Here is a 13002-nt window from a genome sequence, read left to right as displayed (position 1 = left end):
CAGCCCGCCGGACCCGCGTCGTTCCAGCCAGTTTCAACGAGAATTGTATTGAAGCCTTAGGCTTAGCGGATTTTTAAGCCGGCACGGTTAGGGTTACGGCGTGAGTTCAGTGGTTGAGAGTTTGTGAGTACGCCATGACAGAACCCCATCGCCCGAGGGTAAAATACGTCATCGGGCCGGACGGCAGTCCGCTGACGATTGCAGATCTGCCCGCCCCCGGCACCAAACGCTGGGTCATCCGACGCAAGGCCGAAGTCGTTGCCGCCGTCCGCGGTGGACTTCTCTCGCTCGAGGAGGCCTGCAGCCGTTATACCCTGACGGTCGACGAATTCCTCTCCTGGCAGTTTTCCATCGACCAGCATGGTCTGGCGGGTCTTCGCACCACCCGCATTCAGCAATATCGCCAGTAAGCAATCCGGAAATCTGCTGCCTTTGACGAAAATCGGCCTCGCCCTGCGAGGTCGATTTTTTTCATGTCGCTACTTTTGTCCCAGCTCTTAACCTTCGTTAACCATATCGAAACCATCACCTAGGCAATAATTGCCCACTCGGCCTTTCCAGTGAAAGCAGCCGAATCTGTCGGGGCGGTTGCTTGCAAGGTCTTGCGGACTTCTTAAAGGGTATCGGCGCCGCCCGGTTCGGGGCGATGATCGCGGTCACCGCCGCGCTCATCGGCTTCTTCGCGTTCGTCATCATGCGTGTCACCACGCCGCAGATGACGACGCTGTTCACCGACCTCAGCATGGAGGATTCCTCCAGCATCATCAAGGACCTGGACCGCCAAGGCATCCAGTACGAGCTGCGCAATGACGGCAGCGTCATCATGGTGCCCAAGGACAAGGTCACGCGCCTGCGCATGAAGCTCGCCGAGGGCGGCCTGCCCAAGGGCGGCGGCGTCGGCTACGAGGTCTTCGACAAGTCGGACGCGCTCGGCACCACGTCCTTCGTCCAGAATATCAACCATTTGCGCGCGCTGGAGGGCGAGCTCGCCCGCACCATCCGCGCCATCGACCGGATCCAGGCTGCCCGCGTTCACCTCGTGCTGCCCGAGCGTCCGCTGTTCGCGCGCGAGGCGCCGGAGCCGTCGGCCTCGATCGTGGTGAGGGTCCGCGGCTCGCTCGAACCCCAACAGATCCGCGCCATCCGCCACCTCGTCGCCTCCGCCGTCAACGGCCTGAAGCCGCAGCGGGTCTCGATCGTGGACGAGGCCGGCCAGCTGCTCGCCGACGGCGCCGCCACCGATCCGGAGCAGGCCGCGGGCGACGACCGGCGCATCGCCTTCGAAAAGCGGCTGCGCAAGCAGGTCGAGGACATCGTCTCCTCCGTGGTCGGCTCGGGCCGCGCCCGCGTCCAGCTCTCCGCCGATTTCGACTTCAACAAGATCACCCAGACCTCGGACAAGTTCGATCCCGAGGGCCGCGTGCTGCGCTCGACCCAGACCCGCGAAGAGCAGAGCATGACCGCCGACAACAACGGCCAGGTCACGGTCAACAACGAGCTCCCCGGCCAGCAGCAGAACAGCGGCGTCGCGGCGAAGGACCAGAGCAAGAAGACCGAAGAGACCAACAATTACGAGATCTCCCGCACCACCAAGACCGAGGTGACCGAGGCCGGCCGGGTCAACCGCATCTCGGTCGCGGTCCTGGTGGACGGCATCTACACCAAGAACGACAAGGGCGAGCTCGCCTACGCCGATCGCAGCAAGGAGCAGCTCGACCGCATCGCCACCCTGGTGCGCTCGGCGATCGGCTTCGACCAGAAGCGCGGCGACCAGGTCGAGGTCGTCAATTTGCGCTTCGCCGACGCCCCCTCCACCGCCCCGATTACCGAGCCCTCCGGCTTCCTTGGCATGCTTCAGTTCACCAAAGACGACATCATGTATTTCGTCGAGCTCGGCGTGATGATGCTGCTCGGCCTGGTCGTGATGTTCATGGTGATCCGCCCGCTGGTGAAGCGCATCCTCGCCTCCGACGAAGTCGCCGCCGCCATCACCGGCGTCCTCGCCGGCCCTGCCGCTTCGGACGAAGCCGCGCCGGCTGCCGGCGGCCAGGCGCTGATCCCGAGCGGCGCCGCCAGCGCGATCGACGTCGCCACCATCCAGGGCCAGGTCCACGCCCAGTCCGTTCATCGCGTCGGCGAACTCGCCGAGCGCAATCCCAACGAAACCGTCGCCATCATCCGTCAGTGGCTGACCGAACCCGCGAAATGATCGAGTGAACTGACATGGCCGCCAGTCTGCAGAACGCAAACTCGAACGACATCACCAGCGTGATCTCCACGCTCGGTCAGCGTGCCGGCAGCCGCGCGCCCGGCACCAAGCAGGAAGCGCTCTCGGGGCCGAAGCGCGCCGCGATCCTGATGCTGGCGCTCGGCGAGCAGTATGGCGGCAAGATCTGGGGCCTGCTCGACGACGACGAGGTGCGCCAGCTCTCGCTGGAAATGTCGACGCTCGGCACCGTCGAGGTCGACACGGTCGAGGACATGCTGCTCGAATTCGTCTCGCGCATGTCGGCCTCGGGCGCGCTGATGGGCAATTTCGACGCCACCGAGCGCCTGCTCCAGCAATATCTGGCGCCCGAGCGCGTCAACGGCATCATGGACGAGATCCGCGGCCCCGCCGGTCGCAACATGTGGGAGAAGCTCTCCAACGTGCAGGAAGAGGTGCTCGCCAACTACCTCAAGAACGAATATCCGCAGACCATCGCCGTGGTGCTGTCGAAGCTGAAGCCGGAGCATGCCGCGCGCGTGCTCGGCATCTTCCCCGAGGATCTCGCACTCGACGTCGTCAATCGCATGCTGAAGATGGAGGCGGTGCAGAAGGAGGTGATCGAGAGCGTGGAGAAGACGCTGCGCACCGAATTCATGTCCAACCTGTCGCAGACCCGCCGCCGCGACGCCCACGAGGTGATGGCTGAGATCTTCAACAATTTCGACCGACAGACCGAAACCCGCTTCATCACCTCGCTGGAAGAAGAGAACCGGGAATCGGCCGAGCGCATCAAGGCGCTGATGTTCACATTCGACGATCTCGTGAAACTCGATTCCGGCTCGGCGCAGACCCTGATGCGCAACGTCGACAAGGACAAGCTCGGCGTGGCGCTGAAGAGCGCCAACGAGGACGTCCGCAACTTCTTCTTCGGCAACATGTCCTCGCGCGCCGCCAAGATGCTGCAGGACGACATGGCCGCGATGGGCCCGGTGCGCCTGCGCGACGTCGACGAGGCCCAGGCGCTGCTGGTCAACCTCGCCAAGGACCTCGCCGCCAAGGGCGAGATCATGCTGACCAAGAACCGCGCTGACGACGAACTGGTGTATTGATGGGCGCTCCGGCCAAATTCCTGTTCGATACCGACTTCGCCGCACCCGACCGGGCGCGCGAGAAGGGCGCGAGCGCGGCCGAGATCGCGCAGAAGGTCGCGGAAGCCGAAGCGCGCGCCTATCAGGACGGCTTTGCCGCCGGCCAACGCGAAGCCAAGGCCGAGAGCGACCGCCGCGTCGCGCTCGCGATGGAAGAGATCAACATCTCGATCCGGGGCATTGCATCCGGCATCGGCAACATCGAGACCAAGATGGAGACCGAGGCGGTCGACGTCGCGGTCGCCGTGGCCCGCAAGCTGTGCGCCGACCTCGTCGCCGCCGAGCCGCTCGGCGAGATCATGGGGCTGGTCAAGGACTGCTTCTCGCATCTGGTCGCGACGCCGCATCTCGTCGTCCGCATCAACGATGCGCTCTATGACAGCGCCCGCGAGAAGATCGAGCGGCTCGCCAAGCAGAGCGGGTTCGAAGGACGGCTGGTGATCCTGGCCGAGCCCGAGATTGCCACCGGCGACTGCCGGATCGAATGGGCCGATGGCGGCGTCGTGCTGGAGCGCAACGCCATCGCGGCCAAGATCGACGACATGGTCGGACGCTATATCGCGTCCCGCAAGGGGAACTAAGCCATGAGCGAGAACGACGGACAGGTCCCGCTGCCCGATCTCAACGGCCCGCTGCCGCCTGCAGGCGCCGACATCGGCTACAACGAGGACGAATATGCGGCGCGCGTCGCCGCCGACCTCGAAGCCGTCTTCGACGTACCGGTGCAGGTCTCGGCGGTGCTCGGCCGCTCCAAGATGGATGTCGGCGAGCTCCTCAAGCTCGGACCCGGCACCGTGCTCGAGCTCGACCGCCGCGTCGGCGAGGCCATCGACATCTACGTCAACAACAAGCTCGTCGCCCGCGGCGAAGTCGTCCTCGTCGAGGACAAGCTCGGCGTGACCATGACCGAAATCATCAAGACCGAACGCAGCTAGCGCCACAGAGATAGAGCGCGGCAGCGCGAACAGACGGACAGGAGACTCACATGCGGCTTCTCATCGTTGGCACATTGAAGGGCCAGCTCACCACCGCCACCAAGATCGCGATGGACAACGGCGCCACCGTGACCCACGCCGAGGATCACGAGCAGGCGATGCGCGTGCTGCGCGGCGGCAAGGGCGCCGACCTCCTGCTGGTCGACGTCGCCCTCGACATCCGCGACCTCGTGATGCGGCTCGAGGCCGAGCACATCCACGCCCCGATCGTCGCTTGCGGCATCACCAACGACGCCCGCGCCGCGGTCGCCGCGATCCACGCCGGCGCCAAGGAATACATCCCGCTGCCGCCGGAGCCGGAGCTGATCGCCGCGGTGCTCGCCGCCGTCGCCAACGATTCCCGCGAGCTGGTCTATCGCGACGACGCCATGGCGCGCGTCATCAAGCTGGCGCAGCAGATCGCCGGCTCCGATGCCTCGGTGATGATCACCGGCGAATCCGGCACGGGCAAGGAAGTGCTGGCCCGCTACGTCCATACCCGCTCGGCCCGCGCCAAACGCCCGTTCATCTCGATCAACTGCGCCGCGATCCCCGAGCATCTCCTGGAGTCCGAGCTGTTCGGCCACGAGAAGGGTGCCTTCACCGGCGCGATCGCCCGCCGCATCGGCAAGTTCGAGGAAGCCACCGGCGGCACGCTGCTGCTGGACGAAATCTCCGAGATGGACGTCCGCCTGCAATCGAAGCTGCTGCGCGCCATCCAGGAGCGCGTGATCGACCGTGTCGGCGGCACCAAGCCGGTGCCGGTCGACATCCGCATCATCGCGACCTCGAACCGCAACCTGGCGGAGGCCGTGCGCGAAGGCACGTTCCGCGAGGACCTGCTGTTCCGCCTCAACGTCGTGAATCTGAAGATCCCTCCGCTGCGCGAGCGTCCCGCCGACATCATGGAGCTCGCCCAGCATTTCGTGAAGAAGTACGCCGAGGCCAACGGCGTGCCGATGCGCCCGATTTCGGCGGAAGCCAAACGCGTGCTCTCCACCAACCGCTGGCAGGGCAACGTCCGCGAGCTCGAAAACACCATGCACCGTGCGGTGCTGATGGCGCAGGGCGACGAGATCGGACCCGACGCGATCCTCACCCCCGACGGCGACCGCCTCGACCTCGCCAAGACCGCGCCGGCCGTGGCGCACGCTACCATGGCCGCCGAGCAGGTCACGCGCGCCCTGGTGGGACGCACCGTCGCCGACGTCGAGCGCGATCTGATCCTGGAGACACTCAAGCACTGCCTCGGCAACCGGACCCATGCCGCCAATATCCTCGGCATCTCGATCCGCACGCTGCGCAACAAGCTGAACGAATACGCCGACGGCGGCATCCCGATCACCCCGGCCGGCACGCCGGGTGAATATCCGCGGATGCCGATGGTCGGGGCGTGAGGCCCCAGCCGTCATCGAGAGGATGCGAATGCCCGGGCTCAGCCCCGGGCATTTTCTTTTGGGGGCCACCCTTCGTGCGCCGGGACGACATCGGTGAACATGGCCGCACCGCATTCGGCGACTAGGTCGCCGTCGCGCCAGGCCCTATAACCGCTCGCGAGAACCACGCGAGGAACCAGATGTCTGAAGCTCAAATCACGGATTGGCTGGCGTCGCAGCGGCAGGCGATGATCGACCTGTTGCGCGACGTCGTGAACATCGATTCCGGGTCCTACGACAAGGAAGGCGTCGATGCGGTCGGTGCGCGGTTCGAGCGGCATTTTGCCGAGCACGGCATTCCGTTCCGGCGCGAAGGCCATGACAGCTTTGGCGATGCCATCCATGCGGAGGTGGCAAAGCCCGGCAGCAACGAGAAGCCGGTGCTGTTGATGGGGCACCGCGACACCGTGTTCGGCAAGGGCGAGGCCGGACGGCGTCCGTTCACGATCAAGGACAAGCGTGCCTACGGGCCCGGCGTCGCCGACATGAAGGCCGGCGTCGTGATGAACATCTTCGTGGCCACCGCCTTCCACAAGTTCGGCGGCAACCCGCATCCGATCAAGCTGCTGATCACCTCGGACGAGGAGATCGGTTCGCCCTCCTCGCGCCCCGTCATCGAACGCGAAGGACGCTCTGCGCGCGCGGTGTTCAATTCCGAGCCCGGCCGGCCCACGGGCAATGTCGTCACCAGCCGCAAGGGCGGCATCTTCATGCACATGGCGATCACCGGGAAGGCGGCGCATTCCGGCGCCAATTTCGCGGCAGGCATCAGCGCAATCGGCGAGCTCGCGCACAAGATCATCCAGATCCATGCGCTGACCGACCTCACCAAGGGCATCACGCTCAATGTCGGTCTCATCTCGGGCGGCCAGTCCGTCAACACGACCGCGCCTTACGCCGAGGGCCAGATCGACATGCGCTATGTCGATCCGAAGGATCGCGCCATTGTCATGGCCGAAATCGAACGGATCATCGCGACGCCTTACGTGCCCGGCACCAGCGCGACGCTGACGATCAAGGGCGAGTTCGTGCCTGTCGTGCAGAGCGAGAGCTCGAAGGCACTGTTCGAAAACTATCAGGCCGCAGCGAAGCAGGCCGGCCTCACCACGCTGCAAGGCGAATTCTCCGGCGGCTGCGCCGATTCCGGCTTCACCGCCGCGGTGGGGACGCCGACCATCTGCGGCGTCGGGCCGGTCGGCGGGCTCGCACATTCGCCGGAGGAATATCTCGAGCTCGACAGCATCGTGCCGCGCGCACAGGCGCTGGCGCTGGCGATTTTGCGGGGGTAGTCGCCGCATCCTCCTTCAAACCCGGCCATGACGAGGAGAGATCTTACGAATAACTCGGCGCGTCGGGCTTGCGGAAAATGTGGATGGGATCGCCAGGCACGAAGGGCTGGCCGCGGAACATCGCATAGGCGTAGAGCGCGAGATAGACGATCGCCAGCGCGCCGACGGCGTAGAAGGCCCAGGTCCCGACGCGCTTCATAGCTCCGCTCCATGGCCGTCCCGCCATGGGAGGCCCAAGGGCTTCTAGAGCGATGAAGGAGAAAACGCCAGCCTGAGCGCGGCGATCAAACGCCGTGCGCGGGAACGCCGACCTCGGCGAGCCGCGCGGCGTCCTCGTCCTGGCCGACCGCTACATACTGGCCGTGCCAATAGGCGAGCGCCGCGGTGCGGGTCGAATTCCCGATGGTCCTGACGCGGCCGATGACGATGCCGTGCGAATGGCGCTCGACGACGTCCTCGACCTCGCAATCGACGGAGGACAATGCGCCGACCAGCAACGGCACGCCGGAGGTGGCTGTCACCCATTGGGCGCCCGCAAAACGATCGGCACCCTTCAGGCCACCCTTGCCGGCAAAACGCTCGGCGATGTCGAGTTGGTCAGCCGCGAGGATGTTGACACCGAAGGCGCCATAGCGGCGGATCAGCGGGAAGGACGAAGCATCGCGGTTGATGCTGACCAGCAGGGTCGGCGGATCGATCGACAGCGAGGTCACCGAGGTGACCGTCATGCCGGTGATGTCCTTACCCCGCCCGGCGGTGATGATGCTGACGCCGCCGGTGAGGTGGCGCATGGCGCCGCGGAAATCGGCGGACGAGACGGCAGTTTCGGTCATGAGATCGCGGGGCACTACATTCCTGGCACAGTCCCCGAAGCGGGGCTCCCGTCTATTTAGGTACGATCGTCCGCCGACGAAAGGTGGCTCAGGATCGAGCCCACGAGGCCGCCCGGCCCGGCCGGACCGCGCGCGCGGCCTGCGCGGCGGAGCGCACAGGAGCCGGAATCCCGAAAACAACCCCATGCACAGTAGCCCCGGCAAGCGAAAACAATCACCTGCTGATAATCAGAAATAGAATTTGACTCGTCGGGCAAAACAGGCGCATGATGACATCATGGCGGCGTTCGATTGGATCGCCTTTGCCCGGCTACTGCAGCCACTGCACCGGCAGGTTCTGCAAACCCCGGAACGCCCAGCCGCCGATCCGCACCGGCTCGTCCTCGGCGATCTCGATATGCCCGGCACGGGCGAACAGCGTCGGCAGCGCGACGTCGGCGATCATCGCGCGCGAAGCCCAGGCTCCGGCGCAGAAATGCGGGCCGGCGCCGAAGGCGACGCTCTTCGAGGTGTCGCGTCGTATGTCGAACTCGTCAGCGCGCTCGAAGTGCTTCTCGTCGCGGTTGGCGGAGCCGAACATCAGGAACACGCGCTCGTCGGTTTCGAACGACACGTCGCGGATCGACCATGGTTTTGCGATGCGCCGCGGCGACATGCCGATCGGCGAGATCCAGCGGGCGTATTCCTCGAACGCCGCGAGCCACGTCACCCCGCCCCTGCGCACGAGGTCGCGCTGCCCGGGATGCGTCAGCAATGCCCACACCGTGCCGGCGATGGCCTTGCGCGGCTCGTTCTGGCCGCCCGAGATCGCGAGCTTCACATTTGCGCGCACGCTATCCATGGCCATGCCCGAAGCGAGGAGAACGCCCAAAATGCTCTGGTCAGGATTCTTGCGCATCACCGGCAGGATGTCATCGATCGCAGCATCGATGCCCGACGTCGCGGCGTGACAGCGCGCCTCGACCGCAGGATCGCCACCGTAATTGGCGATGCCCTCGATCATGCCCTGCGACCACGCATCCATGTCCGCAAAGCCGATATTGGTGAGGCCGGTGATCGACTTCAGGCATTCGCCGGAGAACGGCAGCGCGAAGTCGCGCATGAGATCGATCCGCCCCGGCGCGATCGCATCGATGATTCGGTCGGCGTGAGCCTGGAACACCGCCGTCCAATGCGCCTTCACCGTCTTCGGCGACACCGTCGGAAACATCGCGCGCCGCTCGACTTGGTGCGCCTCGCCGTCCTTGCGCATCATGTTGTGGCCCATCAGCCGGTTCATCAGGCCGGCCGGCTGGTGCGAGGAGAACACGTCGATCTGCTTCTCCGAGATCGAGATGTCGTCGCGGCTGGTCAGCAATGTCGAGCCAAGCTGCGGTACGAAGGCGATCGGTGCCTCTTTCCGCATTTTTGCCAGCATCGGGTAGGGATCGGCCCAGAACGAAGTGGGATCGATATCGACGCGCGGCGCGGTGCTCAAGGCGGGCTCCTCGGATGTCTTTCCGCCCAGCCTAGCGAATTCCGCCGCCGGCGTCTGTCCCTAGCGATAGGGACGGACGCCATGAAGGTGCCGACGACGAGATCATTGGTTTGCCGCCGCAGCCGCGGTCGCCACATATTTCGTGTAGAATTCGGCGACCCGGCCGCGCCACATGCCGACGAACGCCTCCGAAGTCACGTTGTCCACCGATTTCCAGGTGCGCTTGAACGCAGGAAGTGCATTGCCCCAGATCGCGCGTTTGCACCACCTCTCGCCCTTCTCCTTGCCTTCGCCGGTGGCGCACATGGATTTCCAGGCGAGGCGAGCGGGCCGGCTGATGTGCTCGGCGGCGCCTTCCCAACCCTGCTGATGGATCAGGTAAAGATCGCTCATGTCCGGCTTGCGGTGCGTAATCCACTCGAATTGGACGCCCTCGGTAATGATCTTGTAGGCGGCCGCAACGGCGTTGTCCCGCGGACTGAGAATCTGCCCGAATCCGAACTTGCCGAACTCGTATTTGCTCAGCTGAAACAGACCGATATACGACCCGGTGCGTTGATTGGGGTTGAAACCGGATTCGATCTTGGCAACCGCCATCATGAAATTGACATCGAGACCAAAAGCGTCGGCAGCGCGCTTGATCTCTTCGGCCGGCGTTCCGAGCGGAATGTCCTTGAACGCACGCAGGACGGTCTCCGCCGGTTTCTCGGCGGGCGGCAGTTCGGACCAGATGTAATAGATCAGATAACGGAAATCCTGCGTCGGCGCCGTTTTCGGGGCATCGTCGGACACATCGCGTGCTGCCGGCAGCGGCTGGACGATATCCTCTCCCAACGATGCCAATTTCGGCGCGACGGAAACATCGGCGATTCCGGCTCCGGTGCTCGACGGCGCAGAAGCTGCTGACGTCACCGAGCCAAGCTCTGCTCTTTCTGCCCGAAGAGCCGCTGCAAGCCTGGCGGATGCCTCTGCGTACAGCGCAGGCGTCACCACGCTCGCAGGAGCCACGATGTTCGCAGGAGCCGTCATGCTCGCTGCCGCTTCCGGCATGACCTCAGGCACCGTCGCGGCCGTTCTGTTACCGGCGGCCAGGTAAAGTCCCACGGAGGCAATGACACCCACGATGCAGCCGGTCTGCCAAACCTTCATTGCCCGAAGTCCACGGATGGCTTCCGTACAAAGGCTGTTCGCATGTTCCTGCGGCCTGTGGTGAGTCCCCTTCGTAGACCGTTATGGTTTAAATCAGGTGAACGGGAGCAGACTTTCCGCCTCGCCAATCATCGGATGTGTCCCGCTTTGGGGCAAAGACTGCCCTCAGGACCCGACGGAGCTGCAGGTCGCCCGGCGTCCATCTCCCCCCTCAGTTCAGGCCGCGCGCCCCCGCCAGCAGCCCCAGCACGATCGCAAACAACTCGTTCTGGGAGCAGATGCCGAGCCGCTCATAGGCGCGCTTGCGGTAGGTCAGGGTCGAATGCAGGCTGATGCCGAGTTCTTGCGAGATCGCCTCGGAGCTGAAGCCGAGCAGGATGCGGCGGCAGACGTCCTGCTCGCGCGGCGTCAACGCAGAGAGTGGCGCGCGGGTCGCGAACAGCGTAGCGAGGTTCTGGTCGGCGGTTGCGGTGGCCGCCTGCTGGAAATGACGTGCGACGCTGGCGCCGATCGCGGGTGCGATGGTCTGGAGCCGCGCGCGCTCGGTATCAGCGAAGCGACCCTGGGACGTGATGCGGTAGAAATTGACGTAGAAGCAGGTGCCGCCAGTCCAGATCGCGGTTGCGCATTTGTCGACGATGTCGGAATCGTTGAAGAAGATTTTCCGATAGCGCGCGCCGTACATGCGTGGCGTGAAGGATGGCAGCATAATCGGCCCGCTGCCCTCGCCCTCGAACAGCGCATCGCGGTTGGGATCGGATTCGTGGAACTGGCCGGCATAGGCGGCGCCGAGATCGCTGCCGGTTGGGATGTTGCCGACGTCGAGCAGACAGCTCGCACTACCCGCGCGCGTCAGGGCGAACACCATGCAATGGCCGACGCCGGCCTGCCGGCGCAACGTGTCGATGAGGATGTTCGGGAAGTCGGGACGGCCGATCGCAAGCACCGCGGGCGTGACGTCGCCAGCCGCCGGATTTGAGGCCATCGCGTGGGGCCGCATGGGAGTCCTCCGAAGGACGTTCTTTTGCGCGAGGATATCAGCACGAGCGGCGTGCCGGAAGCTGGGCCCTTGCCCGCACTACAAATCGTATATGGCGCGAACGATGCCGCCGCATCCCTCTCCCGCTTGCGGGAGAGGCGGAGCAAGCCGCGAGCAATCCTCGTGACATACCGTATGCGATTGCCCTACCCCGCCGCCACCTTCACTGGGGCGACGTTGATCGCGAGCTTGCCGTAGCGATCCGTGAAGGCCTCGGTGTCGATCTCTTCGAGCTTGATCTCGCCGCTCATGACGCCCTGCTTCCAGGCCGCCTGCGCGGGATCGTTCTGGAACTCCGGCATCACCTCGCGGCCGAACAGCTCGAGCGATTCGCAGATGTGCTCGTGGCTGTTCTTGCCCGCTTGATTCAGCAGGATGACCTGGTCGATATGCGAGGACTGGAAGCGCCTCAGTTTCTTCCGGATCGTCTCCGGCGAGCCGATCAGGCCGCCGCGCAGCGCGGCCTCCTGTGCTTCCGGATTGTCGCGCTTCCATTTAACGTACTCGTCCCACATGTTGACGGTGTAGGGCGCGGGCCGCTGGCGGTTCTGCGAGGCGCCGTAGAAGCGCAGCGCGAACTGGAAGAAGGTGGCACCGTCGGCGCGCGCACGCGCTTCTTCATCGGTCTTGGCGCACATGAAGAACGACACCAGCGCCATGTTCGGGTTGATCTCGTAGTCGGCGAGCTTGTGCAAGCGTTTGGTCATCGCGTTGTAATAGGCGTGCACCCAGGCATGCGCGGCGTCGGCGCTGACGAACTGGAAGCCCAGCGCGCCAAAGCCGTAACGGCCGGCGCGCTCGATGGTCGGCAGTTGCGAGCAGGCCAGCCACAGCGGCGGATGCGGCTTCTGCACGGGCTTCGGCACGACGTTGCGCAAGGGGATGTCGAAATACTTGCCGTGATGCTCGCTGCCCGCGTCCCTGAACATCGGGAAGATCGCCTGCACGGCCTCTTCAAAGACTTCCTTCTTGGTTTCCATGTCGCGGCCGAACGGCGTCAGCTCGGTGATGGACGCGCTCTCGCCCATGCCGAATTCGCAGCGGCCGTTCGAGAGCAGATCGAGCACCGCGACACGCTCGGCGACGCGCGCCGGATGATTGGTCGTGAGCTGGAGGATGCCGTGGCCGAGGCGGATGTTTTTCGTGCGCTGGCTGGCGGCCGCGAGGAACGATTCAGGCGACGGCGAGTGCGAATATTCCTCGAGGAAGTGATGCTCGACCACCCAGGCGTGGTCGTAGCCGAGACCGTCGGCGAGTTCCATCTGCGAGAGCGCGTTCTGGTAAAGGGCGAGCTCGTCGCCGGCCACCCAGGGCCGCGGCAGCTGCAGCTCATAGAAGATGCCGAACTTCATGACGACGTCTCTCCCGCGCTTATTCTTGTTGCGGGCATCTTAATGGGTGGGAAGCTCCTGTCTACGCGGCGGCAATTCCGCCATGCGGGAGATGAT

The 13002-nt window shown here is 64.8% G+C and carries 13 protein-coding genes; 7 read left to right on the top strand and 6 right to left on the bottom strand.

Annotated features, from left to right (window positions below; genetic code table 11):
- Nucleotides 1–134 precede the first annotated feature (134 nt).
- The 7 genes from QY049_RS16625 (at nucleotide 135) to QY049_RS16595 (ending at nucleotide 7056) form a co-directional block, all read left to right on the top strand.
- On the top strand, nucleotides 135–410 hold the full coding sequence (locus QY049_RS16625) for a DUF1153 domain-containing protein (protein WP_002714638.1): 276 nt from the start codon (nucleotides 135–137) through the stop codon (nucleotides 408–410).
- 182 nt (nucleotides 411–592) lie between these two features.
- Entirely contained in the window at nucleotides 593–2209 is a 1617-nt protein-coding gene (gene fliF / locus QY049_RS16620; protein WP_301269623.1) for a flagellar basal-body MS-ring/collar protein FliF, read from the top strand.
- Nucleotides 2210–2223: 14 nt separating this feature from the next.
- Complete coding sequence (gene fliG, locus QY049_RS16615; protein ID WP_194479722.1) at nucleotides 2224–3318, top strand: flagellar motor switch protein FliG; 1095 nt, start codon at nucleotides 2224–2226, stop codon at nucleotides 3316–3318.
- Entirely contained in the window at nucleotides 3318–3938 is a 621-nt protein-coding gene (locus QY049_RS16610; RefSeq protein ID WP_194479721.1) for a FliH/SctL family protein, read from the top strand. Before fliG ends, QY049_RS16610 begins: the two co-directional genes overlap by 1 nt.
- A 3-nt stretch (nucleotides 3939–3941) precedes the next feature.
- The gene (gene fliN / locus QY049_RS16605) at nucleotides 3942–4292 is read left to right on the top strand and encodes a flagellar motor switch protein FliN (protein ID WP_194479720.1); all 351 of its coding nucleotides are present in this window, start codon (nucleotides 3942–3944) and stop codon (nucleotides 4290–4292) included.
- Between the two features lie 50 nt (nucleotides 4293–4342).
- Entirely contained in the window at nucleotides 4343–5728 is a 1386-nt protein-coding gene (locus QY049_RS16600; RefSeq protein ID WP_194479719.1) for a sigma-54-dependent Fis family transcriptional regulator, read from the top strand.
- Between the two features lie 179 nt (nucleotides 5729–5907).
- On the top strand, nucleotides 5908–7056 hold the full coding sequence (locus QY049_RS16595) for a M20 family metallopeptidase (RefSeq protein ID WP_258765223.1): 1149 nt from the start codon (nucleotides 5908–5910) through the stop codon (nucleotides 7054–7056).
- 43 nt (nucleotides 7057–7099) lie between these two features.
- Here the strand turns inward: QY049_RS16595 and QY049_RS16590 are convergent, their stop codons facing one another.
- The 6 genes from QY049_RS16590 to QY049_RS16565 form a co-directional block, all read right to left on the bottom strand.
- The gene (locus tag QY049_RS16590) at nucleotides 7100–7255 is read right to left on the bottom strand and encodes a hypothetical protein (RefSeq protein ID WP_177243026.1); all 156 of its coding nucleotides are present in this window, start codon (nucleotides 7253–7255) and stop codon (nucleotides 7100–7102) included.
- 85 nt (nucleotides 7256–7340) lie between these two features.
- Nucleotides 7341–7889: a flavin reductase family protein gene (locus QY049_RS16585; RefSeq protein WP_258765222.1), complete on the bottom strand. Its 549-nt coding sequence runs from the start codon at nucleotides 7887–7889 to the stop codon at nucleotides 7341–7343.
- A gap of 310 nt (nucleotides 7890–8199) precedes the next feature.
- Complete coding sequence (locus QY049_RS16580) at nucleotides 8200–9366, bottom strand: cytochrome P450 (protein WP_258765221.1); 1167 nt, start codon at nucleotides 9364–9366, stop codon at nucleotides 8200–8202.
- A gap of 102 nt (nucleotides 9367–9468) precedes the next feature.
- Nucleotides 9469–10515: a transglycosylase SLT domain-containing protein gene (locus tag QY049_RS16575; protein ID WP_301269622.1), complete on the bottom strand. Its 1047-nt coding sequence runs from the start codon at nucleotides 10513–10515 to the stop codon at nucleotides 9469–9471.
- Between the two features lie 211 nt (nucleotides 10516–10726).
- Complete coding sequence (locus QY049_RS16570; RefSeq protein WP_301269621.1) at nucleotides 10727–11515, bottom strand: helix-turn-helix transcriptional regulator; 789 nt, start codon at nucleotides 11513–11515, stop codon at nucleotides 10727–10729.
- Nucleotides 11516–11700: 185 nt separating this feature from the next.
- Entirely contained in the window at nucleotides 11701–12906 is a 1206-nt protein-coding gene (locus QY049_RS16565; protein WP_258765218.1) for an LLM class flavin-dependent oxidoreductase, read from the bottom strand.
- Between the last annotated feature and the right edge of the window lie 96 nt (nucleotides 12907–13002).

Origin of the sequence: Bradyrhizobium sp. WYCCWR 13022 (genome assembly GCF_030435535.1) — a bacterium.
Classification (GTDB): Bacteria; Pseudomonadota; Alphaproteobacteria; order Rhizobiales; family Xanthobacteraceae; genus Bradyrhizobium.
Note: the sequence above shows the minus strand (reverse complement) of the source record. Positions and strands in the feature narration are given on the sequence as shown.